25 protein-coding genes are annotated in these 25,738 nt (G+C 72.5%); 10 read left to right on the top strand and 15 right to left on the bottom strand.

Features of this window, described 5'->3' with window-relative positions; all coding sequences use genetic code 11:
• Positions 1–15 precede the first annotated feature (15 nt).
• The gene (locus DB32_RS19480; protein WP_053234032.1) at positions 16–1,011 is read right to left on the bottom strand and encodes a serine/threonine-protein kinase; all 996 of its coding nucleotides are present in this window, start codon (positions 1,009–1,011) and stop codon (positions 16–18) included.
• Positions 1,012–1,192: 181 nt separating this feature from the next.
• On the opposite strand from DB32_RS19480, the gene DB32_RS19475 reads away from it, so the two are divergent.
• Positions 1,193–1,399 carry a hypothetical protein gene (locus DB32_RS19475; protein WP_157069187.1) on the top strand — a complete coding sequence of 69 codons (207 nt, stop codon included), beginning with the start codon at positions 1,193–1,195 and terminating at the stop codon, positions 1,397–1,399.
• Here the strand turns inward: DB32_RS19475 and meaB are convergent, their stop codons facing one another.
• The 4 genes from meaB to DB32_RS19455 are packed head-to-tail and all read right to left on the bottom strand — an operon-like array spanning position 1,400 to position 8,491.
• The gene (meaB, locus tag DB32_RS19470; protein WP_053234029.1) at positions 1,400–2,386 is read right to left on the bottom strand and encodes a methylmalonyl Co-A mutase-associated GTPase MeaB; all 987 of its coding nucleotides are present in this window, start codon (positions 2,384–2,386) and stop codon (positions 1,400–1,402) included.
• Positions 2,386–4,533, bottom strand: a complete 2,148-nt coding sequence (gene scpA, locus DB32_RS19465) for a methylmalonyl-CoA mutase (RefSeq protein WP_053234027.1) — start codon at positions 4,531–4,533, stop codon at positions 2,386–2,388. The genes meaB and scpA overlap by 1 nt, the downstream gene beginning before the upstream one ends.
• A complete protein-coding gene (locus DB32_RS19460) occupies positions 4,530–6,050 on the bottom strand; it encodes a methylmalonyl-CoA mutase family protein (protein WP_053234024.1) in 1,521 nt (506 codons plus the stop codon). The genes scpA and DB32_RS19460 overlap by 4 nt, the downstream gene beginning before the upstream one ends.
• The gene (locus DB32_RS19455) at positions 6,047–8,491 is read right to left on the bottom strand and encodes an HTH domain-containing protein (RefSeq protein ID WP_157069186.1); all 2,445 of its coding nucleotides are present in this window, start codon (positions 8,489–8,491) and stop codon (positions 6,047–6,049) included. Before DB32_RS19455 ends, DB32_RS19460 begins: the two co-directional genes overlap by 4 nt.
• A gap of 79 nt (positions 8,492–8,570) precedes the next feature.
• Here DB32_RS19455 and DB32_RS19450 point away from each other — a divergent pair, with 79 nt between their 5' ends.
• Positions 8,571–9,476 (top strand): hypothetical protein, encoded by a 906-nt coding sequence (locus tag DB32_RS19450; protein WP_053234022.1) that lies wholly within the window; start codon positions 8,571–8,573, stop codon positions 9,474–9,476.
• Positions 9,477–9,763: 287 nt separating this feature from the next.
• Positions 9,764–10,762, top strand: coding sequence for a D-alanine--D-alanine ligase (locus tag DB32_RS19445; RefSeq protein WP_075097560.1), 999 nt, complete (start codon positions 9,764–9,766; stop codon positions 10,760–10,762).
• On the opposite strand, the gene DB32_RS19440 is transcribed toward DB32_RS19445, so the two are convergent.
• The 6 genes from DB32_RS19440 to DB32_RS19415 all read right to left on the bottom strand — a co-directional run bounded on the left by DB32_RS19440 (position 10,763) and on the right by DB32_RS19415 (position 18,339).
• Entirely contained in the window at positions 10,763–11,977 is a 1,215-nt protein-coding gene (locus tag DB32_RS19440; RefSeq protein WP_053234020.1) for a hypothetical protein, read from the bottom strand.
• Positions 11,974–13,197 (bottom strand): hypothetical protein, encoded by a 1,224-nt coding sequence (locus tag DB32_RS19435; protein WP_053234018.1) that lies wholly within the window; start codon positions 13,195–13,197, stop codon positions 11,974–11,976. The genes DB32_RS19440 and DB32_RS19435 overlap by 4 nt, the downstream gene beginning before the upstream one ends.
• Entirely contained in the window at positions 13,194–14,867 is a 1,674-nt protein-coding gene (locus tag DB32_RS19430; protein ID WP_053234016.1) for a hypothetical protein, read from the bottom strand. Before DB32_RS19430 ends, DB32_RS19435 begins: the two co-directional genes overlap by 4 nt.
• A complete protein-coding gene (locus DB32_RS19425) occupies positions 14,864–15,409 on the bottom strand; it encodes a hypothetical protein (RefSeq protein WP_053234014.1) in 546 nt (181 codons plus the stop codon). The genes DB32_RS19430 and DB32_RS19425 overlap by 4 nt, the downstream gene beginning before the upstream one ends.
• Positions 15,410–15,467: 58 nt before the next feature.
• On the bottom strand, positions 15,468–16,469 hold the full coding sequence (locus tag DB32_RS19420) for a HEAT repeat domain-containing protein (protein ID WP_169791484.1): 1,002 nt from the start codon (positions 16,467–16,469) through the stop codon (positions 15,468–15,470).
• Positions 16,470–16,569: 100 nt separating this feature from the next.
• Complete coding sequence (locus tag DB32_RS19415; RefSeq protein ID WP_053234010.1) at positions 16,570–18,339, bottom strand: serine/threonine protein kinase; 1,770 nt, start codon at positions 18,337–18,339, stop codon at positions 16,570–16,572.
• A 200-nt stretch (positions 18,340–18,539) separates the two neighbouring features.
• Here DB32_RS19415 and DB32_RS19410 point away from each other — a divergent pair, with 200 nt between their 5' ends.
• Genes DB32_RS19410 through DB32_RS19385 form a run of 6 tightly spaced genes read left to right on the top strand, consistent with a single transcriptional unit; the run spans position 18,540 to position 22,420 of the window.
• A complete protein-coding gene (locus DB32_RS19410; RefSeq protein ID WP_053234008.1) occupies positions 18,540–19,001 on the top strand; it encodes an RrF2 family transcriptional regulator in 462 nt (153 codons plus the stop codon).
• A 1-nt stretch (position 19,002) separates the two neighbouring features.
• On the top strand, positions 19,003–19,980 hold the full coding sequence (gene cysK / locus DB32_RS19405) for a cysteine synthase A (protein ID WP_053234006.1): 978 nt from the start codon (positions 19,003–19,005) through the stop codon (positions 19,978–19,980).
• On the top strand, positions 19,970–20,701 hold the full coding sequence (locus DB32_RS19400) for a HesA/MoeB/ThiF family protein (RefSeq protein WP_053234004.1): 732 nt from the start codon (positions 19,970–19,972) through the stop codon (positions 20,699–20,701). Before cysK ends, DB32_RS19400 begins: the two co-directional genes overlap by 11 nt.
• 14 nt (positions 20,702–20,715) lie before the next feature.
• A complete protein-coding gene (locus DB32_RS19395) occupies positions 20,716–20,988 on the top strand; it encodes a ubiquitin-like small modifier protein 1 (protein WP_053234001.1) in 273 nt (90 codons plus the stop codon).
• A 6-nt stretch (positions 20,989–20,994) separates the two neighbouring features.
• Positions 20,995–21,927, top strand: a complete 933-nt coding sequence (locus tag DB32_RS19390; protein ID WP_053234000.1) for a PLP-dependent cysteine synthase family protein — start codon at positions 20,995–20,997, stop codon at positions 21,925–21,927.
• Complete coding sequence (locus DB32_RS19385) at positions 21,917–22,420, top strand: M67 family metallopeptidase (protein WP_053233998.1); 504 nt, start codon at positions 21,917–21,919, stop codon at positions 22,418–22,420. Before DB32_RS19390 ends, DB32_RS19385 begins: the two co-directional genes overlap by 11 nt.
• Before the next feature lie 495 nt (positions 22,421–22,915).
• On the opposite strand, the gene rplS is transcribed toward DB32_RS19385, so the two are convergent.
• The gene (gene rplS / locus DB32_RS19380; protein ID WP_053233996.1) at positions 22,916–23,296 is read right to left on the bottom strand and encodes a 50S ribosomal protein L19; all 381 of its coding nucleotides are present in this window, start codon (positions 23,294–23,296) and stop codon (positions 22,916–22,918) included.
• A gap of 82 nt (positions 23,297–23,378) precedes the next feature.
• Here rplS and DB32_RS19375 point away from each other — a divergent pair, with 82 nt between their 5' ends.
• Positions 23,379–23,858, top strand: a complete 480-nt coding sequence (locus DB32_RS19375; RefSeq protein ID WP_053233995.1) for a peroxiredoxin — start codon at positions 23,379–23,381, stop codon at positions 23,856–23,858.
• Here DB32_RS19375 and DB32_RS19370 read toward each other — a convergent pair whose 3' ends face one another.
• The 3 genes from DB32_RS19370 to rimM are packed head-to-tail and all read right to left on the bottom strand — an operon-like array spanning position 23,859 to position 25,734.
• A complete protein-coding gene (locus DB32_RS19370; RefSeq protein ID WP_053233993.1) occupies positions 23,859–24,428 on the bottom strand; it encodes an RNA methyltransferase in 570 nt (189 codons plus the stop codon).
• Positions 24,425–25,192: a tRNA (guanosine(37)-N1)-methyltransferase TrmD gene (trmD, locus tag DB32_RS19365; RefSeq protein WP_240481224.1), complete on the bottom strand. Its 768-nt coding sequence runs from the start codon at positions 25,190–25,192 to the stop codon at positions 24,425–24,427. Before trmD ends, DB32_RS19370 begins: the two co-directional genes overlap by 4 nt.
• The gene (gene rimM, locus DB32_RS19360; RefSeq protein ID WP_053233990.1) at positions 25,189–25,734 is read right to left on the bottom strand and encodes a ribosome maturation factor RimM; all 546 of its coding nucleotides are present in this window, start codon (positions 25,732–25,734) and stop codon (positions 25,189–25,191) included. Before rimM ends, trmD begins: the two co-directional genes overlap by 4 nt.
• Between the last annotated feature and the right edge of the window lie 4 nt (positions 25,735–25,738).

Here is a 25,738-nt window from a genome sequence, read left to right as displayed (position 1 = left end):
GACGCCCCGCGTGGCTCACGCGAGCTGCGAGTCGCGCAGCGAGAACGACGCAGCGTGCGAGCGCACGGTCCGGAGCAGCGCGTCGAGCGCCTCGGCCGCGTCCGCGAAGCGCGCGGCGGGGTCCCAGCGCAGACAGCGGGCGATCACGCGCCCCAGCGCGCCGAGCGTCGAGCCCGCGAGCGCATGGTCGACCGCTGCGTCCCCGAAGGACGCGACGTCGCGCACTCGCTCGGAGACGGGATCGGGGCGCGTCCCGAGGAACATCTCGTGGAGGATGACACCCAGCGAGTAGACGTCGGCGGCAGGCGTGCTCCCGCTCTCGAAGAGCGCCTCGGGCGCCATGTAGCAGGGGGTGCCGATGATCACGCCGGACCGCGACGGATCGTTCGCGTCGACGCCGTGGATCGGGCTCGCGAGCCCGAAGTCGACGAGGCGCACGCGCGGCGCGTCGGGCTCCTGCTCGATCAGCACGTTGCTGGGCTTCAGATCGCCGTGGACGAAGCCGCACCGATGCACCGCGCGCACGGCGCGCAGGACCTGGATCGCGAGATCGAGCGTACGCGCGCGATCGATCGTCGGATCGCGCAGCTCCTCGTCGAGCGAGCTGCCGTCGACCCACTCGAGCACGATCGCGGGCCCGGCTCGGCCGGTCTCGACGACGTCGAACACGCGCGGGACGCTCGGGTCGTCGATCAGCGACATCGTCCTGGCCTCGGCGACGAGCCGCGCGACGAGATCGTCGTGCGAGCGGATCCGCTGGGACTGCGCGACCTTGAGCGCCACCTGTCGCTCGTGTCGCAGGTCTCGCGCGCGGAACACGATGCCCATCCCGCCGCGGCCTGCGACCTCCGCTACGAGATAGCGAGCCGCGACGACCATGCCGGGGCGCACGAGATCGTCGCGATGCTCCGAGCGGCGTCGCTTCGGTGCGCGATCGACCTCGGCTCGAGCGACACGGCGATCACGGCCCGGCAGGAGGCGCGTCGTGAGCTCGCTGTCGATCGCGTCCATCCGACTCAGCACGCGCAACGCCTCGCACTGCTCGGGTCGGTCTTCATCGATGTTCGTCCCACCTTCGACTGGTGTCGATCGATTGGAGGGACGGCTCTGTCTCGTCGGTCGCGAAAGTGCGCTCGCGCACGCGCGCAGCGAGCGGATGACAGGACGAGCGTCGCGCGCGTACCGTCGGTTCGTGGCACGTCGTCGTAGGGTGTGGTCCGCGCTGCTCTTCGCGATCAGCGCGCTCGTCGGATGCGGATCGTCGATGCACGCGGGGTCGACCGCCGGCGGAGGCGACGAGCAGTGCGGTCGCTGCGAGGCGTGGAACGAGGCGGATCGCGTGTGCGTGCCGTGCCTCGGCCGCGACGAGCCCGGCAGCGAGTGCGTCTGCGGGCGCTGACTAACGCTGCGTGAACGCGTCGGCGACGCGCGAGGCCGCGACCGCCGCGGGGATCGCGCGCGATGCGACGTCGCGCTCGAGCTGCGTCGCGAGCGCGCGCACCGCGGGATCGGCGTGGAGACGGTGTCGCAGCTCGCTCTCGACCGCGCTCCACATCGCGGCGATCTCCTGATCGCGACGGCGGCGGTCGAGCTCGCCCACGCGCTGGAGCGTGTCGCGATGGCCTTCGATCGCGCGCCACACCGCGTCGACGTTCGTGCCTTCGAGCGCGCTCGCGGTGAGCACGGGCGTGGTCCACCCGGGCGTCGCGGGCGCGAGGTAGCGCAGCGCGGCCGTGAGCTCCGACGACGCGCGCTCGGCCGCGGCGATGCGCTCGCCGTCGGCCTTGTTCACGACGACGACGTCCGCGAGCTCGACGATGCCGCGCTTGATGCCCTGCAGCTCGTCGCCCGAGCTCGGCAGCCAGAGCAGCACGAACGTGTCGACCATCGCCGCGACCGCGGTCTCGCTCTGTCCGACGCCGACGGTCTCGACGATCACCACGTCGAACCCTGCGGCCTCGCAGACGAGGAGCGCTTCGCGCGTCTTGCGCGCGACCCCGCCGAGCGCGCCGCCGCTCGGGCTCGGTCGCACGAACGCGCGCTCGTCGCGCGAGAGCTTCGCCATGCGAGTCTTGTCGCCGAGGATCGATCCGCCGCTCTTGCTGCTCGTCGGATCGACGGCGAGCACCGCCACGCGCTTGCCTTCGCCCGTGAGCCGCGTGCCGAGCGCCTCGAGGAACGTGCTCTTGCCCGCGCCGGGCACGCCCGTGATCCCGACGCGGATCGCGCGGCCCGAGAACGGCAAGAGCCGCGTGAGCAGCGCCTCGGCGCGCGCGCGATGACGCGCGGCGTTGCTCTCGACGAGCGTGAGCGCGCGACCGAGGACCGCGCGATCCGACGAGCGCACTCCGTCGACGAGCTCGTCGATCGAGAGCTCGACGCGCATCAGTGCCCGAGGTGCTTGCCGAGCAGCGCGAGCAGATCCGCCGCGGCGTCCGGGATCACCGTGCCGGGCCCGAAGATCGCGGCGGCGCCCGCGTCGCGCAGCGACTGGTGATCCTGCGGCGGGATCACGCCGCCCGCGACGATCAGGATGTCCGCGCGGCCGAGCTTCGCGAGCGCGTCGCGCAGCTCGGGCACCAGCGTGAGGTGGCCCGCGGCGAGCGAGCTGACGCCGACCACGTGCACGTCGTTCTCGACCGCCTGGCGCGCCGTCTCGTCGGGCGTCTGGAAGAGCGGCCCGATGTCGACGTCGAAGCCGAGATCGGCGAACGCGGTCGCGATCACCTTCTGCCCGCGATCGTGCCCGTCCTGGCCCATCTTCGCGACGAGGATGCGCGGGCGACGACCTTCCTTCTCCTCGAAGCGCGCGGCGGCCACGCGGACGTCCTGCACGCGATCCTGCTGCGCGCCCATCTCGCCTCCGTACACGCCCGAGACGACGCGGATCTGCGCCTCGTAGCGACCGAAGACCTTCTCCATCGCGAGCGTGATCTCACCGACCGTCGCGTGCGCACGCGCGGCCTCGATCGAGAGCGCGAGGAGGTTGCCGTCTCCGCTGCGCGCACAACGCGTGAGCGCCTCGAGCGCGGCCTGGGTCCTCGCCTCGTCGCGCTCGGCGCGCAGCTTCTTCAGGCGCGCGATCTGCGCCTCGCGCACCGCGCGGTTGTCGACCTTGAGGATCTCGATCTCGTCGTCCTGCTCGGGGCGGAAGACGTTCACGCCCACGATCGGGCGCTCGCCGGAGTCGATCCGCGCCTGGGTCCGCGCCGCGGCCTCTTCGATGCGCAGCTTCGGGATGCCGGCCTCGATCGCCTTGGTCATCCCGCCGAGCTTCTCGATCTCCTCGATGTGCGCCCACGCCTTCTCGGCGAGCTCGTGCGTGAGGCGCTCGACGTAGTAGCTGCCGCCCCAGGGATCGATCGGGCGCGTGGTGCCGCTCTCGAGCTGCAGCACGAGCTGCGTGTTGCGCGCGATGCGCGCGCTCGCGTCGGTCGGCAGCGCGAGCGCCTCGTCGAGCGAGTTCGTGTGCAGCGACTGCGTGTGGCCCTGCGTCGCGGCCATCGCCTCGATGCAGGTGCGCACGACGTTGTTCCACACGTCCTGCGCGGCGAGCGACCAGCCGCTCGTCTGGCAGTGCGTGCGCAGCGCGCGCGACTTCACGTCCTTCGGATCGAACTTCGCGACGATGCGATCCCAGAGCAGGCGCGCGGCGCGCAGCTTCGCGATCTCGACGAAGAAGTCCATGCCGATCGCGAAGAAGAACGAGAGACGCGGCGCGAACTCGTCGACCTTCATGCCCGCGGCGATGCCGGTGCGCAGGTACTCGAGGCCGTCGGCGAGCGTGTAGCCGAGCTCGAGATCGGCCGTCGCTCCGGCCTCCTGCATGTGGTAGCCGCTGATGGAGATCGAGTTCCATTTCGGCATGTTCTTCGCGGTGTACGCGAAGATGTCGCCGATGATCCGCATGCTCGGTCCGGGCGGATAGATGTACGTGTTCCGGACCATGAACTCCTTGAGGATGTCGTTCTGGATCGTCCCCTGGAGCTCGGATTGCGGAACGCCCTGCTCTTCCGCGGTCACGATGAAGAGCGCGAGGATCGGCAGCACCGCGCCGTTCATCGTCATCGAGACGCTGATGCGATCGAGCGGGATCGAGTCGAAGAGGATGCGCGTGTCGAGGATCGAGTCGATCGCGACGCCCGCCATGCCGACGTCCCCGCTGACGCGCGGATGATCGCTGTCGTATCCGCGGTGCGTCGCGAGATCGAACGCGACACTCAGGCCGGTCTGGCCGGCGGCGAGGTTGCGGCGATAAAACGCGTTCGAGGCCTCGGCCGTGGAGAAGCCGGCGTACTGCCGGATGGTCCACGGGCGCTGCACGTACATCGTGGGGTACGGGCCGCGGACGAACGGCGCGAAGCCGGGCATCGAGCCGAGGTGCGGCAGATCGCGCGCGTCGTCGGGCCCGTACTCGCGATGGACCGCGATGCCCTCGGGCGTGGTGCGCACGACGGCGGGGTCGGCGGCGCGCGCAGCGGTCGCTGCGTCGTCGTCCCACGAGAGCGAGGCGAAGTCGGGGATGCGGCTCATGACGAGGCCTTCGCGAGGAGCGTCTCGGCGAACGCGACGACGTCGGCGCCGAGAAAGACGAACGCGTCGACACCCGCATCGCGCAGCGCCTGCTCGTGCGCGCCGGGCTTGGCGGCGACGCCGATGGCCTTGGCACCGGCCGCGCGGAGCGCGCGCACGGCGGCGGGGACCTCGACCGGCAGCGCGGCGTCGGGCGCGGCGAGGATCACGATCGAAGCGTCGCCGAGGGCATCGTCGGTGAACGCGACGACGTCGTCGGGGAGCCCGGAGATGGCGAGGATCTCGCGCGCGAAATCGACGCGCGCAGGCGGGCACGCGTCGAGAGTGATCACGCGCGCGGCATGGCGTCGGGCGCGCGCTCGGAGCGCCTCGAAAGCCGCCGAGTCATGCAGCGACCCGTGCTCGAGCGGCGGCGCGGGCTCCTTCGTCGGGAACCGGCTGACGCCGACGATAGGCTTACGCCGCGTCGCCACCGCAGCGCGACGCGCCGCGCTCGCGCGTTCGATGCGCGATGCACGAACCGCCGGCGTGTCTCCGCCTTCGCGCTCGATGGCACGGAACGACTCCCAACCTGCGCGCGTGAGCGAATCCGTGAGCGACTCGACGAAGTAGCTCCCGCGCGCGGGATCCGCGACCGCGCCGAGGTGCGACTCGAGCGCGAGCACGAGCGGCAGGTTGCGCGCGAGCCGGCCGGTGCGCGCCGCAGCCTCGTCGCACGCGACCGCATCGGCACCGCCGATCAGCCCAGCGGCGATCGCGAGCGTGCCGCGAAGGAGGTTGTTCGACGCGTCGAGCTCCGCGAGCTCGCGCGCCGACGTGCGCGCGGCGATGAACGGACGGCTCCGCGCGCCGCACACGCTCGCGATGCGATCGACGAGCCGGCGCAGCGCACGCAACTTCGCGATCTCACCGAAGAAGTCCGTGCCGAGCCCCACCGCGAACGTGGTCGCGCGGACGCACGCATCGACATCGAGCCCGCGTGCCTCGAGCGCGCGCAGCGCGCGGACCCAAGACGCGAGGGCGAGGCCGAGCTCGTCGACCGCGTCCACGCCGAGCTCGCGGTAGAACGAGACGTTGACGCCGAGCGCGGCACGACCGGCGCGAATCGCCGCCTCGATCTCGGCAGCGCGAAGCACGTCGACACCGGACACCGAGCGCACGTGCGATCGCGCGAGCGACGCGCCCTGCGTCCCGACCGCGAGCACCTCGAGCCCGTCGATCGCCGGCAGCTCCGGGATGTCCTCGAGCGGCGCGTCGAGCCATACGAACGTCGCGCCCTCACGGCGCTGCGCGTCGAGCGTCGCCGCATCGGCGCGGTGGAGCACCGGCCCGACGAGCGGGCTGCTCGGGGCCCACGGCACGCCCTCTTCGCTCGGTCGATCGCGCTCCGTGTAGAGCGGCTCGATCGCGATGCCCTCGAGCGTCGTGCCGACCAGCGAATCGAACGGCGCGCCCTTCAGCCCGCGTTCGACGAGGGCGCGCCAGCGCTCGAGATCCTGATCGGCGTGGCTCGTCACCGCTCCTCGTCGTCCTCGTCCGACTCGTCCTCGTCGGACGCGTCCCGATCGTCCTCTTCTTCCTCGCGCTCGTCGAGGTCGAGGTCCTCGTCTTCTTCGTCCTCTTCGGGCGCCTCGAGCTCGTCCTCGCCGATCTCGACGTCCTCGAGCGCGACGCGCTCGTCCGCGTCCTCGGCGGTCTCCTCCGCGAGGGCCTGCGCCTCTTCGTCGGCCGGCGCCTCGGGCTCGGCCGCGATCTCGCCGGCGCTGGTCGCCGCCTCCGCGACCTCGGCCTCGCTCTCCTCGTCCTCTTCCTCGCCGCCCTCGGCGCCCGCCGCGCCCTCGCCTGCGGCGGCCTGCTCCGCGCCCCCACGGCCGCGGCGACGACGACGACGACGACGCCCACCGCGCTCGCGATCGCCGCCCTGTTCCTGCTGGGGCTGCGCCGGCTGCATCGTCTCGGGCGTGGCGCCGACCTCGGTGGTGATCTCGGCCGCCTCGGCAGGCGCGGCCGCTTCTTCGGTCACGGCCTCGGGGCTCGGCTCGCGCTCCTTCTCGCGCCCGCGATCCCGGTCGCGATCTCGATCCCGCTCGCGGCGTTCGTCGCGCTCTCGATCTCGATCACGATCCCGGCGCTCGTCGCGATCACGACGACCCTCCTCGCGATCACGACGACCCTCCTCGCGATCGCGCTCGCCGCGCACGACCGGCTCGGGCCGGCCACGCAGCGCGTCGAGCAGATCGAGGTCGATCGCGGAGATCGGGATCGACACCGGCACCAGGCCGATGCGCCGCGACTCCATCGCCTCCGCCAGCGCGCCACCGTCGTAGAGCGCGACCGGCAGGGTGCCCGCGACCGCTGCTTCTTCACGCGCGCCCGGCGACACCGCGCCGGTGCTCACGATCCACGCCGTCGACGCGCTGCCGTAGTGGTGCAGCGAGCCGCGCATCTCGACGACCTTCTCGCGCGCGATCTCGCGCCCGTCGCGCAGGACCAGCACCGCGACGCGGGTCTCCTCGGGGCCGCGACGGATGACGCCCGCGAGGTGGATCTCCTGCGCCGAGCTGCCCGGGCGACGCACCGCGCGCAGCCCCGAGACGCCTTCCGCGTTGAGCCACGTCGCGAGGATCTCGACGAACCCGGCCGTCGGGAGATCCTGCAGCTTGCGGAGGAACGCGCGACGCACCTGGTCGCGCTGGCGCTCCGCGAAGCGCACCACGTCCTTCTCCTGGCGGACCGCGTCGCGCGGCAGATACCAGTCGACCAGCGCGACGCGCCCTTCGACGTAGCGGAAGCGAGCCCGCTCGTGGCGCTTCGCGTCGGCGCGGATCGCCGCCGCCACCGTCGGCGCCAGCGCGGCGGCATCACCCACGAGACGTCCGCGCCGCACGAGCTGCTCCGCGATCTGCGCGTAGCTCAGCGGCTGCATCTCGCCCGACGAGAGCACCGACCCGACCGCGTCGGCGAGGTCGCGCCCGAGCAGATCGTCCTGCGCGGGCTCACGCGCGAGATCCACCTGCGGCAGACGCCCCGGCCGCTCGCCCCGGTCACGGTCGCGATCCCGATCCCGATCCCGATCCCGATCCCGATCACGATCCCGATCGCGCTCGCGATGCCGGTCTCGATCGCGATCCCGCTCCCGATGCCGCTCACCGCGGTCTCGATCGCGCTCCCGATCGCGCTCGCGCTCACCGCCACCGCGGTGCTCGGCGCGCTCGCCAGCCTCGGCCTCGGCGCCGCCCTCTTCCTTGCCGCGACGGCGACGGCGACGACGGCCGCGACGGCCCTCCTCGCCCTCTTCTTCTTCCTCTTCGTCGAGCCCCGCGAGGATCGGCTGATCGTCGTCCTCTTCTTCGGGGAACACCTCGGCGCCCGGCATCGCGCGACGCGGCGCGACCGACGGCGGCGCGGCGACCACCGGCTCGGCCTCGCCGCCTTCGCTCGGCGGTGCAGCCTCTTCGGTGCCGACCACGACGGGCGCGCTCGACGTCGGCTCGGGCTTCTGCGGCGAGGGCGGCGGCAGCGCGCTCAGGTCGATGTCCTCGTCGGAGTCGGCCAGCGCCATCATCTCGGCGGTGAACTCGCGCAGCGCGAAGACGCCGGGCTTCACCTTCAGGATCGGCTCGTCGCCGCGGTCCTTCTTCACCATCGTCGCGAGCCGCGAGCTCATCGTGAGCTCCGGCGCCTTGCCGACGTGCGAGAGCAGGTTCCGCTCGATCGCGAGCTCGGTGATCTTCTTGTAGTGCAGGGGGCGGCCGACCAAGCGGAGGATCTCGACCGCAGCTTCGGTGAAAGTCATGGAGTCTCGGGGCTGCTCGGCAGGGCGGGGCGACTTCGGTGCACAACCGCTGCGCGAGGATGTTCCTGGAAGCGCCCGAGGCGCGAATCGTCGCGCGCGTCGAGCGCGGATCCGCGCCCGTTCGGGCGGCGCGACGCTAACAGAGGGGCTCGGACGACGCAACGGCGGGACACCCACGTGAGGGCCTGGGACCCACCCACTTCGATTGACAGGCGCGGGCCAGCGCCGTACCCCGCGCGCCGTGCTCACGAGGGTCCCCGTCGTCGCGGCCGTGCTCGCCCTGGTCCTGCCGGGGTGCTGCGTGAACCCGTTCGTCGGCACCGACACCCACGTCGCGCCCGACGCGCCCGGCAGCCCGGAGCGGGAGACGCGCGGCTCGCTCGAAGAGCACGCGCCCGCGCCCGATCCGCGCGACGGCGATCAAGACGGACCGGGCGCCGGGTTCGACATCCGACTGGTGCGCGTGCAGCCCGGCATCCACCTCGGCACCGAGCAGCTCTGCGACGTCGCGGCGGCAGGACGGCTCGAGCCGATCGAGCTCGACGAGCAGGGCGAGTCCCCGGAGCAGTACTCGACCGGCGCGACGCAGCGCATGTCGGTGCAGTGCATCGCGCCGACCGGAGCGAGCTGGGCCGATCTCGCGTTCACGCCGACGAACGTCTCGCACGCGCCGGAGGTGCAGCCCGGCGCGCGCGTGCGCGTCCGGATCCACAGCGCGGACTCGGGCTTCTTCGACTATCCGATCGTCGACTTCGTCGGCATCGCGGGACGCGCGCCGGAGCGGACCATCGAGGGCGGGCGCATGCTCGGCCCGACCGCGGTCCCGACGGGCTTCGATCTGCGCCAGATCGGCGGCGATCCCGCGCTCGTCGGCAGCACGCAGCAGTGCGCGGTGAGCCATGCCGGCGACATCGACATCCTCGAGGCGCGCGACGCGCGCCGTCGCAGCTATCCGGCAGGCATCCAGAACCGCATGACGATCAAGTGCCGTCACGCCGGCGGCGAGGAATGGGCGGACCTCGTCTTCATGCCGGCGCAAGCGCGCGCGGCGCTGCACGTGGGGCGCGGCGACGTGATCCCGGTGACGGTGGTCTCGCGCAGCGGTGGGTTCAGCGACTACCCGGTGCTCCAGTTCGCCGGTGAATGAGGGTTTGCCGGCGGAGGGGCGGTCTGATACCAACGCCGGCTTCGTCGATCAGGTGCAGGTTTTTTGACGGTGGTGATCGAGACGCGTAAGGGGTGGGCATCGGGCTTCGATCGCGTGTCCCCTCGGACGCGGGAGCGAGACCCCCGGAACCCCGGTTTCGCTTCGATTCCTGCAGATCTCGGCGGGTGGCGCGAGGTCTGCGACACCATCCCGCGCGGCCCAGCGCCGCGAACGGGCGCGGCTCGTCCATCGCGGACGGTCGCGCCTCGCACGGAGGAGCTCGGCGTATGAAGAGCGGTGGCAAGCAGTTCGGGCGCGTCGGTGTGCTGATGGGGGGCCTCGGCGCCGAGCGCGACATCTCGCTCGCGACCGGTGAGGCGATCGCGAAAGCGCTCGAGGAGCGCGGCCACGACGTGGTGCGCGTCATCGTCGATCGCGACGTGGACCGCGTGCTGCGCCAGACCCCGATCGACGTCGCGTTCCTCGCGCTGCACGGCACGTACGGCGAGGACGGCTGCATCCAGGGGATGCTGGAGATGATGGGCATCCCGTACACGGGATCCGGCGTGCTCGCGAGCGCGCTCGCGATGGACAAGCTGAAGAGCAAGGAGCTCTTCCGCCTCTACAACGTGCCGACGCCGCCGTACTACGTCGCGGAGTCGGATCAGCTCGACCGGCTCGAGGAGCTGCACGGCTCGTTCGGCTTCCCGGTGTTCGTGAAGCCGCGTCGCTCCGGGTCGAGCGTGGGCGCCGGCAAGGCGAACGACATGGCCGAGCTGCGGGCGCGCTGTGAGGATGCCGCTCGCTACGACCGGTCGATCCTCGTGGAGCGCTTCGTCGCCGGTAAGGAAGTGCGCGTCGCGGTGCTCGACGGGCGCGCGCTCGGTGCGATCGAGATCGTGCCGAAGGGCGAGTTCTACGACTACCGCAGCAAGTACTCGAAGGGCCGCAGCGAGTACCACTTCCCCGCGCGCCTCGCGCCGACCCGCTACAAGGGCGTGCTCACGCTCGCGGAGCGCGCGCACCGTGCGCTCGGCTGCGAGGGCGCGACGGGCGTCGATCTCCTCGTGACCGAGGGGGAGAACGAGTACGTGCTCGAGGTCAACACGATCCCGGGCATGACGCCGACGTCGCTCCTTCCGAAGATCGCGGCGGGCGCGGGCTACGACTTCGGGGATCTCTGCGAGGCGATCCTGTCGCGCGCGGCGCTCGGCGCGCCGTCGGACGCGGAGCGCGACGAGGACGGCGCGGTCGGCGACGGCGCGGCGGTCGTCGCGGCGGAGTGATCACTCGCGCGGTCGGATCTCGATCGCGTAGTCGCCGGCACCGCCGAGCGCGGTGATCGTCACGTCGAGTGTCGCGGGATCGCCGCAGCGCTCGACGCTCGGCGTGCGTGACTCGTCGCGTGAGACGTCGTGCACCTCGAGCGCGAGGCGCGCGATCGAGCCGGTCTCGGGGCGCGCGACGACGTCCACGCATCCGCGCGGGACGCGCACCCGATGTGCGGCGACCTCGCCGCGCGCCAGCGTCCCGCGCGCCACGCGACGACCAGCGCTCGCGGCGATCACATCGCGCGGCACGGCGCCGAGCCAGAGCCCGGCCGCGCCACCGAGGCGCTCGTCGTCGCCTTCGGCGATGGTGATCGAGACCACGCCCTCTGCGTCGCCGCTCCAGAGCTCGATCGCGCGCTCGACGTCCTCCGTCTCGCAGCGCTGCAGCACGTTCTGCGACGCGTCGGCGTCGGCGAGCGGCCGCCCCGCGAGATCGAGCAGGCGCATCGCGACGCTCGCGAGCGGCGCGCGCGGCGTCGCGATCACCGCGAAGCAGCGGCCCGCGCGAGCACGCAGCGGCACACGCACGCGCTGGTCGCGCGCGAGCGTGACCTCGAGCGGCGCTGCGGTGATGTCGAGGCCGCGACGCAGGAGCGCGATCTCGAGCTCGCCCCGCGCCTCGCCGTCACGCGCGACGCCCGGCGTGCCCCCGAGCTCGCGCGCGACGACGTGCAGCGCGTCGCTCGGGATCGCGAGCGACGAGACGAGCACCGCGCCCGAGCCGTCGTACGCGTCGAGCACGAGCCACGCGCGCGACGGAGTGCTCTCCGTCGCGCAGAAGACGATCGCGGGGTGCGGATCGGGCGCGACGTCCTCGGTGATCAGCGCGCCTTCGGGCGTGTAGAGGCGCGCATCGAGATCGCGCATGCCGCTGGACGCGAACGTGGCGAGCACCGCGCACGCGCCCGCGGGCAGCTCGAGCTCGAGCGCGCGTGAGCCGCGCGCGGCGAGGAAGAACCGCGCTTCGAGCGCGGTCGAGGGGGTCGCGTCGTAGGGCTCGAGCCGCGCCGAGAGCGCCCGAGCGCGTACCGCGAGCGCGTCGGGATCGCGCGACCACGCAGGCCCGGCGAGCTCGGCGTCCCTCGTGGCGCTCGGGGTCGTCGGCGCTTCGATGCGCGGCTGCGCGCCGCACCCGAGCAGCATCACGGCGATCGCGATCACCCGCTTCACGGAGCCCCCGTCACGAGCAGGAAACGTCCGGTCGCGTCCTGCGCGCGCACCTCGACCCGCAGCGTTCGCGCGTCGTCCGCGCACGACCACACGACCGGGATCGGGCCGCGATCCACCGAAGGCGCGCCCTCGTCCCATCCGACGAGCCGCCCCTGCGCGTCCGCGACGCGCACGTCGAGATCGCCGCCCTCGAGCTCGCGCGAGCGCAACGCCGCGATCGCGACGCATCCGGCGCCGGCCTCGACCTCGAACGCCTGCGCCCCGCGACCATCGGCGAGGCCCCACGCGATCGCCCGTGGCGTCATCCCGCGCGCGCGCAGCGTCGCCGCGAGCTCGACGCTCTCCACCGACGCGCGTGGATCCACGCGCGCCTCGTCGAGCGGCTCGCCCTCGACCACACGATGCCGCAGCGCGTACGCGCCCGTGCCCGCGCGCGCCTGCACCTGCACGACCACACTGCCCGCCGCGCCGGGGCAGAGGACGACGCTCGCGTCGCGCCTGCGCCGATCGTCGCGCGCGATCTCGCGACCATCCGCGCCGATCACCACGAGCGAGAGCGCGCGCACGTCGGGCCCGCCGATCGCGTCGATGCGATGACACCCCGCGCGATCGATCGCGACGCGATGCAGCTCGGTCGCGCCGGGATCGAGCCATCCGCGCGCTGCCGCGCCCACCGCGCGCCAGCCGATCGCGCGCGCATCCGCGTCGTCGATCGCGCGCTCGAGCGAGCGCATCGCGGGTGCCTCGCCCGCATCGGTCAGCGGTCGTCCACGCCCGGCGGATCGCGCGAAGCACGCACCGACCTCGCGGCCCAGCTCGGGCGCGCGCTCCGGCCCGTCGTCGATCGCGAGCACGCGGACCTCACCGCGCCCCGCGTGCACGTGCGCCACCGCGGCGACCACGAGCCCCTCGTCGCCGCACGCGCGCACCCAGCCCCAGGCGCGCGGCTCGACGTCCTCCTCGATCACGTCCCCGCTCGTCGTGTGCGCGAGCAGATCGACGTCGCGCACGCCCGCGCTCCCGAAGGCGAGGAACGCGACGCAGCCGTCGCGCGCGAGCCGATGCTCGACGACGTGGCTCTCGCGCTCGAGCAGGAACGCGCGACCGCTCGCGACGACCGGCAGCGACTCGCGCGCCGCGCGCTCGCACGCCTCGACGTCCTGCGCCCGCGCCTGCATCGCGAGCGACATCGCGACGAGGATCGCGACCGCAACCCTCAAGGCGCGCCGCCCTCGAGGATCGCGAACTGCACCTCGCCGCCGCCGTCGCCCGCGATCGCCTCGAGCCGCAGCGGCGTCTCGAGCTCGCCTGCGCAGCGCGACACCGTCGCGTGCGACGAGGGCCCGGCCTCGCTCGCGACCAGCGCGCCCGTCGGATCGCGCAGGAACAGATCGACGTCGTCCACGCCCTCCGCGCCCGCCGCCGCGATCGCGATGCAGCGCCCCGCGGGGATCACGACGTCGCGCGAGAACGGCGTCGAGTCCGCGAGGCTCGCGGCGAAGCGCTCGATCTCCACGTAGCCGCGCGCCCGCGGGCCCGCGGTCGCCTCCTCGAGCCGCAGCCCCTGCACGCCGGTGATCGCAGCGGGCGCGCCGAGCACCGCGAGCGCGTACCGCCCATCGCGTCCGTACGCCTTCACCGCGACGCGCAGCACCGTCGCCTCCGCGCGGCACGCGCGCACCCGCGCGGTGGCGTGCATCGCGGTGTCCGCGTCGAGCTCGCGACCGGTCGCGTCCGCCAGATAGAGATCCACGTCCATGCCGGCGTGCGACGCCGACGCGACGATCAGCGCGCACCCCGGCCCGGCCACGACCTCGTGCATGCGCGTCTCGCCCGGCGCGATCGACGCGTCGCGGCTCGCGAACACCGGCGCCGAGAACCCGCGCGCCGCGAGCTCCGCGGCGAGCACACCGAGCGCGACGTCGGGCGCCGCCGCCTCGCTCCGCTCCGCGTCGAGGGCGCCCGCGATCTCCTCGGGCTCCTGCCGCGCGAACCCCGCGGCGGGCGCGGCGAGCACCATCACGCCGATCGCGCCTTCTCCCTCGAACGCACGCGCCTCGACGATGAAGAGCCCCGATGCCTCGGGGCAGTGCTCGACGGTCGGCTCGGCGTCGGTCCCGAGATCGCGCCCGACCTCCACGCCACCGGGATCGAACAAGAAGAGGTCCACGTCGCGCGTCCCGGCGCCGCCGCGCGCGGTCGCGACGTAACACTGCCCACCCTCGAAGCGCATCGGCATGCGCAGCGCCCCGCCCTCGCCCACCCACTCCACGCGCGGCGCGTCGACCGGCGAGAGCCCGCGCGCCCGCAGCGCGCTCCGCGTCTCCGCGAGCCGCGCCTCGACGTCGGGGAACGGCACCCGCGGCGCGAGCACGTCGTCGAAGAGCCCCTCGAACCCGTCGCCCTCGCCGACCTGGCTGTGCATCTCCGCGATCGACACCGAGCCCGTGCCGTCGCGCGCCTCGATCGCCAGATAGAACGGCGCGTCGCGCCCGCCTCCGGGCTCGCGATCCGGGCACACGTGCACCAGACCGCCCTCGCCCGACACGTCGTCGCGCGCGGCCTCCTCGCCCTCTCGGTCGTAGAGCGTCAGCCGCAGATCGCGCAGCGCGCTGCTCGCGAGCGCGACGAACGTCGTGCAGCTTCCCACCTCGAGATCGAGCGGGAGCACCACGCCGCGATCCTCGATGACGAACACACGCGCCGTCGGGGATCGCTCCTCGTACCCACGCGCGACCATCCGCTCGCGAAGGCGCGCGTGACGGCGGCTGAGCGCGTCGAGCGGTCCTTCCGCGCGCGGAAGGCTTCCGACGATCGGCGCGTCCTCGTGCTGCGGCTCCTGGCACGCGATCAGCGCGCACACGAGCGCGGCGAGCCCCGCGCGTCTCACCCGGGATCCCGCTCCGTCGGCGCGACCGCGGGCGCGACGGCGCGCAGCACGTCGTCGACCCGGAACGCGATCCCCGTCGGTCCGCGGAACGTGCGCGTCGCGTAGAGCCCGCTCCCCGCGGACGCGCGCACCGCGACGAAGTACGTGCCGTTCTGCGCGGGGCAGAAGCGCAGCGCCGCGATCGGCCCCTGCTCCGCATCGCGCGCGACCTCGGCGCCATCACCGTCGAACACGCGCAGATCGAGCTCGCGCATCGCGCTCGATCCGACGCCGAGCGCGACGTAGCAGCTCCCCGTGCGCATCGACGTCGAGCGCACCTCGGTCGCCTGCTCGAGCAGGAACCCGCGCGTCGCATCTCCGTCGGCCGTGAACCCGCGCGTGCGGATCACGCGCGACGCGGACTCGAGCATCGTGTCGACGCGCGGAGAGCGGAACTCCGCAGCGCGCGGCGGCGCTGCGATCCCCGCGTCCGGCGCGGCCGTGCTCGTCCCACAGCCGGCGAGGACCAGCACGATCGCCGCGAGCATCCCGTCTGCGCGCATCCCGCGGACGGGGTTAGCACACGCATGCGCGCGCAGCAGAGCAGCGGGAGAACAGCGCTCAGCCCGGCGGGAGCTGCAGCGGCGCGCCGCCGCCCGCGGTGCCGCCTCGCCCGCGCTCCTCGATCTCCGTGATCGCCTGGTCGATCGAATTCCGCATCGCGCCGACCTCGGAGCCGCGACGACGACGCAGCGAGGGCACGACGAGCGCGTCGCCGACCTGACCGAGCGACTCGATCACGCGCTGCCGCACGTCGCGCGAGGGATGCTCGAGCAGGCGCACCAACGCGTCGACCTTCTCCGGCCCCTGCAGCGCGGCGAGCGACGAGACCGCCTCGACGCGCTCGTCGAGATCGTGCGCGTCGTTCCGCACGTACGCCTCGAGCGGCTGCACCGAGGACGCGTCGCGGATGCGCCCCAGCGAGCGGATCACGTCGAGCCGCACGCTCTTCTCGGGGTCGCCGAGCAGCCGGATCAGCGCCGGCGTCGCCCGGGTGTCGCGGATCACACCGAGCGCGAGCGCGGCCCACTGGCGCGCCGAGCCGTCGGCGTCCCCGAGCAGCTCGATCAGCGCGGGCACCGCCGCGGGATCGGGCAGGCGCCAGATCGCCGCCGCGGCGACGACCCGCACGTCGACGACCGGATCACGAAGCGCACGCACGAGATCCGGCACCGCATCGCGCGTCCCGAGCCGACCCAGCGCGCGCCCCGCCGACGCACGCACGCGCCAGTCGGTGTCGTTCCGGATCATCTCGCGGAGCACCGGCGAGATCTGCTCGCGCTGGCGATACGCACGACGCCCCAGCAGATCGGCCGCGGACGCCCGCTCCTCGGGCGATCCGTTCCGCAGCTGCGTCATGGCGGTCTGGTACTCCTCGTCGCTCATGCTCTGCGCATGCACGACCGAGGGTGCGATCGCGATCGTCGCGGCGACCCCGCACGGGACGCCCATGCACAACGCGGCCGCGATCACGAGACGCCGCGCCCACGTCCCGGGCGTCCCACGGCGCTCGATGGGTCGCGACCCCACCTCGCGCGACGAGAGCATCGTGTTCGAAAGCATCGTGTCCCCCATCGCCGGGACGCGGTGCATCGACGAGCGCTCGGCTCGAGCGGCGTCCCCGGTGCGATGGTACCACAGACGCCTTCGCGCCTTGGGTGATTCACCGACGCGCGGGAGCGACGCGTTCGCGGCCGTCCGGCGCGAACGACGCGGACCTCACCGCGTCCTGCAGCTCGGGGAACGCCGAGAAGTGCCGCAGCAGCACGAGCGCGCGCTCCTGCAGATCGTCGACCGCGGCCTCGCGCTCGGCGCCGAGCTGCGCCGCGCGCTCCCGGATCGCGCCGAGCTCGATCTCCAGCTCCGCGCCCGACGTGCCGAGCCGTCCTTTCAGCTGGGAGATCTGGAACCGCAGATCGTCGCGCTCTCGCTCGCACACCGCGATCTCGCGGAGCGCGGTCGTGACCTGTGCATCGATCTCGATCCACTGCGCCGCGATCCCGCCCACCTCTCGAAGCGTGGACGCGCTCTCGCGTGACACCGTGGCGCCGAGCGTGTGCAGGCCGCGCATCATCCGCGCGAGCTTCGCCTCGCTGTCGACGAGACGACGTCGCGCGTCCGAGAGCACCGACGCGAGCTCGTCGAGCCTGCCGAGCGTGCGCGACTCGTCGCGCCCCAGCTCGCCGATCGCGCGCCCCACGCGGAGGCGCGTCGCGCGCGACGCCGCTTCGCGCTCCTTCGCCTGCTCGGTCACGCCGTGCAGCTCGCGCTCGAGCGTGCGCACCTCGGCGATCCGCGACTGCAGCGCGTCGATCGAGGGCACGATCCACTCGGGCTCGGTGTGCCCCGGGTACGCGCGCGAGACCATCTGCCGGAACACCGTGACGCGCTGCTCCCACGTGCCCGGCAGCACCGACGCGACCGAGTCCGCCGGCAGCGAGAGCGACGGCACGCGCGGCGCGGTCTCGCGGTTGATCAGCGTGTCGCTCCCCGGCGCCGCGCTGCGCGGCGCGGGCAGGCGATCCGCGATCCGACGCAGATCCTCGAGCAGGTGGTACGCGTCGCGGTGCCTGCGCTGCGGCTGCTTGTCGAGCAGCTTCGCGACGACCGCGTCGAGCTCGGGCGGCACTCCCGGCGCGCGCGTCGACGGCAGCGGCGCGGGCTCGCGCATGTGCTTCAGGATCAGATCGGGCGTCGTGCCCTTGAAGGGCGGCGTCCCGGTCAGCATCTCGAACAGCACGCACCCGAGCGCGTAGAGATCCGCGAGCCCGGTGAGCGGCGCGCCGCGCGCTTGCTCCGGCGCCATGTACTCGGGCGTGCCGAACACCGCGCCGCTCGCGGTGAGCCGCAGCTCGCCCTTCATGTGCGCGAGCCCGAAGTCGAGCAGCTTCACGAAGTCGCGGCGCGTCGCGTCGGCGACGAGATAGATGTTCTCCGGCTTGATGTCGCGGTGCACGACGTCGAGCTCGTGCGCCCGCGCCAGCGCGCTCGCGCACTGCATCGCGATGTCGATCGATCGCGAGACGCCGAGCGGACCGCGCGCGATCTCCTCCGCGAGCGCGATGCCCTGGAGGAACTCCATCACCAGGAAGACCTGCCCGTCGGTCTCCCCGAAGTCCATCACGTCGATGATGTTCTCGTGATCGATCCGGTTCGCGGCCTTCGCCTCGCGAAGGAAGCGCTGCCGGTTCGTCACCTCCGCCGAGAGATCGGGCAGCAGGAACTTCAGCGCCACGTCGCTCGCGCTCGACGCGTCGCGCGCGCGGTAGACCACGCCCATCCCGCCCGCGCCGATCTTCTCGACGACGAGGTAGCGTCCGACGATCGTCCGGCCGAGCAGCGGATCGGGCAGCTCGAGGAGGCGCCCGCCGTCGAGCGGGCACGTCGTCGGCGTGCCGCGATATCGAGCGCCGCAGAGCTCGCAGATCCTCACGCGGTCTCCCTCGCCCGGCGACTCCTGCGTCCGGAAACCGTCGCCGGGAGGTCAGGGTACATTCTCCCGCAGCGCGCGGGCAATCTCTGCACGGGAGATTCTTGACAACGCCGATGGGGGAATCCAAAACGGTCCCTTGGCTCCGCATTTCTCGCGCGAAAGCGCGCGGTTCGGAGCTCCGATTCCCACAAGGAGCGGCGGTGAAGCTCTCGAACAAGGGCCGTTACGGCGTCCGCGCGATCTTCGACATCGCCTTCCACAACGAGGGGCGCGCCACCCAGATCAAGGAGATCGCGGAGCGCCAGGCGATCCCGCCGCGCTTCCTCGAGCAGATCTTCCAGGACCTCAAGCGCGCGGGGCTCGTCGCGTCGCGCCGTGGTCCGCGCGGCGGGTACCAGCTCGCGAAGGCCCCCGCCGAGATCCGCCTCGGCGACATCGTGCGCGCCCTCGAGGGCCCGATCGCGGTGTCGGCCCCGAAGGACGATGCGAGCGCCCAGGAAGGCGACGCGACGAGCCGTCAGGTGACCGAAGAAGCCTTCGCCGAGGTCAGCAAGCGCATCGAGGCGTGCTTCGACGACGTCACGATCGAGGATCTCTGCGAGCGCGGCGAGGCGCTGGGGTATCGCCGCCGTCCGCCGAGCCGCTACGTCTACGTGATCTGAGATGGAGCGGCGGAGCGCGCGCGAGGTCGCACCGGTCGTCGACTCGGTGCTCGATCTGATCGGCGAGACCCCGATGGTCCGGCTGCGACGCATCGCGCGCGGCGGGAACGTCTGGGCGAAGTGCGAGCACCTGAACCCGGGCGGCTCGGTGAAGGACCGCATCTGCCTCGCGATGATCGAGCGCGCCGAGCGCGAAGGACGGCTTCGTCCCGGCGACACCGTGGTCGAGCCGACGAGCGGCAACACGGGCATCGGGCTCGCGCTCGTGTGCGCGACGAAGGGCTATCGCCTCGTGCTCACGATGCCCGCGAGCATGTCGCTCGAGCGTCGCCAGCTGCTCAAGTCGTACGGCGCGCAGATCGTCCTCACAGAGCCCGAGCGCGTGATGGAGGGCGCGATCGCCGAGGCCGAGCGCATCGCGCGCGAGCGCGGCGCGTTCATGCCCTCGCAGTTCGACAACCCCGCGAACCCCGCGGTGCACGAGCGCACCACCGCCGACGAGATCCTCCGCGCGATGGAGGACGAGCCGATCGACGCGCTCGTCGCCGCGGTCGGCACCGGCGGCACCGTGAGCGGCGTGGGGCGCGCGCTGAAGCAGCGCTGGCCCGACGTGCGCGTGATCGCGGTCGAGCCCGAGGCGAGCCCGGTGCTGCGCGGCGGCGTCGCGGGCCCCTCGAAGATCCAGGGCATCGGCGCGGGGCTCGTGCCGGGCAACTTCGATCGCCGCGTCGTCGACGAGATCCGCGGCGTCGACGATCGCGTCGCGTGGGACACCAAGCTGCGGCTCGCGCGCGAAGAGGGCCTGCTCGTCGGGATCAGCGCGGGCGCGAACGTCGCGGTCGCGATCGACGTCGCCGAGCAGCTCCGGAGCGTCGTGCGCGATCGCGAGCCGAACGTGATCACGATCCTCTGCGACACCGGCGAGCGCTACTTCTCGCTCGAGGCTCACTTCGCCTCGTCCGACAGCCATGCCGAGTGAGCGACACAGCGTGCTCGTGATCGGCGCCGGCGGGCTCGGGTGCGCCGCGGGGATCGCGCTCGCGCGCAGCGGGCTCGAGCTCGACGTCACGCTCGTCGATCCCGATCGCGTCGAGCGCAGCAACCTCCACCGCCAAGTGCTCTTCGACGATCGCGACGTGGGCCACTCGAAGGCCGAGCGCGCCGCCGAGAAGCTGCACGCGCTGTCCGGCGGCGCGATCACCGCGCGCGGCGTGATCGATCGCGTCGACGTGACGAACGCCGAGCAGCTCGCGCGCGCGCACGACGTCGTCGTCGAGGGCACCGATCGCCACGAGTCGAAGTTCCTCGCCGCCGACGCCGCCGCGCTCGCGCGCACGCCGGTCGTGCACGCGGGTGTCGTGCGCTGGGCGGGGTGGGCGATGGCGAGCACGCCGTTCGAGAGCGCGTGCTTGCGCTGCGTGTTCGAGGACGTGCCGAGCGGCGAGGTCGAGACGTGCTCGGAGGCCGGCGTGATCGGCCCCGCGGTCGGCGTGATGGGCGCGCTCGAGGCCGCGCTCGCCGTGCAGATCCTCGAGGGACGCCGCGAGGTCGCGGGCGTCCTCCATCGCTTCGACGCGCGCACCGCGAGCGCGCGCACCAGCCGCGTGAAGTCCCGCGCGAGCTGCCCGCTCTGTGGAGAGCGCGCGACGATCCGCGCGCTCGATCGAGAACGCTACGCCGCGCCCGCGTGCGCGACGTGATGGAGAAAACAGCCATGACGATCAAGGTCCGCATCCCCACCCCGCTCCGCACGCTCACCGGCGGTCAGGACGAGGTCAAGGCCGAGGGCACCACGGTGCGCGCGGTCATCGATCACCTCGAGGCGCAGTACCCCGGCCTCAAGGATCGCGTCTGCGACGACAAGGGCGTGCGCCGCTTCGTGAACGTGTTCCTCAACGAAGAGGACATCCGCTTCCTCGACGGCCTCGACAGCGCCGTGAAGGCCGGCGACTCGGTCGAGATCATCCCCGCGATCGCCGGCGGGTGATCGTCGATGCTCGCGCGATCGCGTCGCATCGCGGACGTCACGGAGGCGGTGGGCAACACGCCGCTCGTGCGGCTGCGTCACCTCGAGGCGAAGGAGTGCCCGGGCGTCGAGCTCTGGCTGAAGCTCGAGTACTGCAACCCGGGCGGCTCGGTGAAGGATCGCCCTGCTCTGCAGATGATCCGCGATGCGATCGCGAGCGGTCGCCTCACCCCCGACAAGATCCTGATCGACAGCACGAGCGGGAACACCGGCGTCGCGTACTCGCTGTTCGGCGCGGCGCTCGGCATCCGCGTGCAGCTCGTGATGCCGAGCAACGTGTCGCAGGCGCGCAAGGACATCACGCGCGCGTTCGGCACCGAGCTGATCCACAGCGATCCGATGGAGGGCTCGGACGGCGCGATCCGCCTCGTGAAGAAGATCGTGGACGAGAATCCGGACCGCTACTTCTATCCGGATCAGTACTCGAACGCGTCGAACCCGCGCGCGCATTACCTCGGCACGGGGCGCGAGATCCTCGAGCAGGTCGGCGATCGCCTCACGCACTTCTGCGCGGGGCTCGGCACGACCGGCACGATGATGGGCACGACGCGCCGCCTGAAGGAGCGCTCGCGCGCGATCCAGTGCGTCGCGCTCGAGCCCGCCGAGGCGATGCACGGCCTCGAGGGGCTCAAGCACATGGGCAGCTCGATCATCCCGCCGATCTACGACCCGACGATCTTCGACGAGATCCTGCCGGTCCCGACCGAAGAGGGCTGGGACATGGCGGACCGCATCGCGCGCGAAGAGGGCCTGCACGTCGGGCACTCGACGGGCGGCAACGTGTGGGGCGCGATCCAGCTCGCGAAGCGCGTCGAGCGCGGGTGCGTCGTCACCGTCGCGTGCGATCGCGGCGATCGCTACTTCGCGCCGATGCGATGGGAGAAGCGCTATGCCTGGTGAGAAGCCGTGGATCGAGGGTGACCTCGCGATCACGAAGAGCGCGATCGACGCGATCTACGCGCACGCGAAGGAGACGTATCCGAGCGAGTGCTGTGGGTTCGTCTCGGGCCCCGCGGAGGACGCGGCGCGCTGCGACGAGGCGGTGCGCGAGGTGAACGAGGCGGACAAGTACCACCGCCTCGACCCGGAGCGCTTCCCGCGCACGTCGCGCACGTACTTCAAGATCCACGAGCTGCGCGCGGCGCGCGCGTTCGAGCGCGGCGAGGCGAGCGGCAGGCCGATCAAGGTCATCTACCACTCGCACTGCGACGCGGGCTCGTACTTCAGCGCCGAGGACGCGGCGACGTTCGCGTCGGAAGGCGCGCTGATGTGGCCGTGCGCGTTCGTCGTGGTGAGCGTGATGAACGGCGAGCCGAAGGGCCATCAGCTCTGGGTGCACGTCCCCGGGACGAACGAGTTCCGCGAAGCGCCGATCCGCACGATCGACGGCTGAGCCGCGCGAGCTCGGGCCGCGACAGGAGTGCTCGCGGCGACGGGCGTGTCGGGCACGGATGGGCGCTGGCTGCGCAGTGAGCCGTTGAATTCGGCCGGAAAACGCGATTCTGCGGCGCCGGATCGCCTCCAGCGCGCGCTGGACGCGATTCCGCGCAGCGGAATTGGCTCCAGTGGCCAGAAGAGCCAATTCTCGCGCCGCGAATCGCGGTAATTCCGCCCCGACTGCGTGTCGCGGATCGCAGATCGCCTCCGGGGCGCGCCGGAGGCGATTCGGCGGCGTGACATCGCGTTCTCGGCGCCGAGGAAGCGACTCGGCGCCCCGACGTCGCGTGCGCGCTGCGCTGGACGGGTGCGGGCGGCGGCGCGGCGCCGCTGGGAGACCGCGGCGCGGCGTGGCCCCAAACGCATCGCCCCAAACGCATCGAGCCCGCGCTCCCTTCGGGAGGCGGGCTCATCTCGCCTTGCGGCGGGACTGCGATCCCCTCGGAAGGGATCAGCTCTGGGGCGCCGCGTCCTGCTCGACGTTGCGGCTCTGCTTGAGGCGGGCTGCCTTGCCCTCGAGCTCGCGCAGGTAGTAGAGGCGGCTGCGGCGGACGGCGCCACGGCTCACGATCTCGAGCTTCTCGATGCGCGGCGAGTGCTGCGGGAAGATGCGCTCCACGCCGACGCCGAAGCTGACCTTGCGGACGGTGAACGTCGCGCCGATGCCGCCGCCGTTCTTGCGGATGACGACGCCCTGGAAGACCTGGACGCGCTCCTTCTCGCCCTCGCGGATGCGGTAGTGGACGCGCACCTGGTCGCCGGCGCGGAAGGTCGGGAGCTGCCGCTGGAACGCGGCCGCGATCGCGGTGATCTTCGGAACGGTATTGGACATGTCGGACGACTCTCGAAGGGGCGCAGTGACTAGCATCGCGCCCTTGCTCAGTCAATCGCGAGAGCCCAAACACAGCCACACCATGCTCGAGATCGGACAGCAAGCCCCCGCGTTCTCCGGACGCGATCAGAACGGCCAGGACGTGCGCTCCGAGGATCTCCTCGCGAAAGGCCCGGTCGTTCTCTACTTCTACCCGAAGGACTTCACGCCCGGATGCACGCGCGAGGCGTGCATGTTCCGCGACGCGTTCGAAGATCTCCAGGGGCACGGCGCGACGATCGTCGGCGTCAGCGCGGACAGCGGAGAGAGCCACAAGCGCTTCGCCGAGCGCTACCAGCTGCCCTTCTCGCTGCTCTCCGATCCCGATCGGAAGCTCGCGCGCGACTACGCGATCGTGCGCCCGCTCGGGCTCGGCGCGCGGCGCGTGACCTTCGTGATCGGGCGCGACGGGAAGATCCGCGGCGTGTTCCACCACGAGATCTCGATGTCGCGCCACGTGACCGACGTGAAGGATCTGCTCACGCGGATGCAGGGCGACACGAGCGCGACGGCGGCGCGCTGATCAACGATCGCCGAGCAGGCGATCGAACGTGATCGCGGCCGCGGCGCGCACCGAGAGGTGGTTGTAGTCCGAGCCCGGCTGGATGGGCGCGAGCACCACGTCGGCGCGATCCATCAGCGTCGAGTGCAGCCCGTGCGCGGTCCCGAAGAGGATCAGGACGGGCCGCGCGCTCGACGCGAGCAGCGCGCGGCCGTCGGCCCACGACGTGAGCGTCTTGCCGGGCGGCGCCTTCGCGGCGGTCACCCAGAGCGCGGGCGCGCTGCCCTCGCGCTCGGTGATCGCGGCGATCGCGGCGTCGACGCTCTCGATCGGCGCGCAGATCGACAGCGCGCGCGTGCGCTCGGGGACGCGACGTGCGCCCGCGCCGTGCGCCCAGTGATCGAGGATGCGCTCGACGAGGAGGCGCTGCGCCGCGATCGGCGACACGACCCAGTAGCCGGCGAGCCCGAACGTGCGCGCGCTGCGCGCGAGATCGTGCACGTCGACGTTGGTGATCGCCGACGCGATCGGGTGCCCCGCGCGATCGCGCACCGGGTGATGCACCAGCGCGCAGTGCACACGCGCCGTCACGCGCCCTCTCCTTCGCGGCGGATCGCGTCGAGCAGCTTCTGCTCTTCGGCGTCGGGCGGGAACGTCTCGAGCAGATCGGGACGCCGCGCGAGCGTGCGGCGCAGCGACTCCTTCTTGCGCCACTTCGCGACCTGCGCGTGGTGCCCGCTGAGCAGCACGTCGGGCACCTTCTCGCCGCGGAACTCCGCGGGACGCGTGTAGTGCGGGTACTCGATGCGGCCCTGGGAGTGCGACTCCTCCCCGATCGACTCGGGGTTGCCGAGCACGCCCGGGAGCAGGCGGCCGACGGCCTCGACGATCACCATCGCGCCGACCTCGCCGCCCATGAGCACGAAGTCGCCGAGCGAGATCTCGCGATCGACGCGCGTGCGCGCGCGCTCGTCGACGCCCTCGTAGCGGCCGCACACGAGCGTGAGCGCCTTCTGCGTGCTCGCGAGCTCGCGCGCGACGCGCTGCGTGAACGGCTCGCCCTGCGGCGTCAGCAGGATGCGCAGCGGGCGCGCGCCGCCATCCTCGCGCGTGGCTTCGCGCGCCTCGGCGGACTCCATCGCGTCGACCAGCGGGCCCGGCATCATGACCATGCCGCTGCCGCCGCCGTAGGGCGCGTCGTCGACGGTGCGGTGGCGATCCTTGGTGAATTCGCGCGGCGTGATCGGGTGGATCTCGATCGCGCCCGACTCCACCGCCTTGCCCACGAGCCCGGTGCGCACGAACGACTCGAGCATCTCGGGCAGCACGGTGACGACGTAGAAGCGCATCTTCATCCTGCGGCGGGGTCGACGGGCTCGAAGTCCGCGGTGTGCGCGACCTCGATGCGGCCACCCTCGACGTCCACGTCGATCACGTAGGGCTCGATCAGCGGGATCTCGATGACGCCGCGCGCGGTCGGGACGCGCAGGCAGTCGACGCTCGGATACGCGAGCACTTCGTCGACGACGCCGAGCTCCACGCCGTCCTCGATCACCCGCAGGCCGATCAGATCGACGTGGTAGACCTCGTCCTCGTCGGGCTCGGGCATCCACGCGCGGCGCGCCGCGATCTCGGCGCCTCGTAGCGCCTCGGCCTGCTCGACCGTCGTCACGCCCTCGAGGCGCAGCACGTCGGCGTCGCCGCTGCGCTTGCTGCCGAGCACGGCGTGCTCGCGGTCGCCGGACTTCGCGCGCACCACGACGCGCTCCAGCTCGAGCAGGAGCGGCGAGTCGGGGTTGAAGCGGTGGACGCGGACTTCGCCGCGCACACCGTGCGGTCGCGTGATCGCGCCGAGGACGACGAGGTCGTCGCTCTCGGCCCGCAGGTCGCGCCCCACGGTG

The organism is Sandaracinus amylolyticus, from assembly GCF_000737325.1.
GTDB classification, from domain to species: Bacteria; Myxococcota_A; Polyangia; order Polyangiales; family Sandaracinaceae; genus Sandaracinus; species Sandaracinus amylolyticus.
Note: the sequence above shows the minus strand (reverse complement) of the source record. Positions and strands in the feature narration are given on the sequence as shown.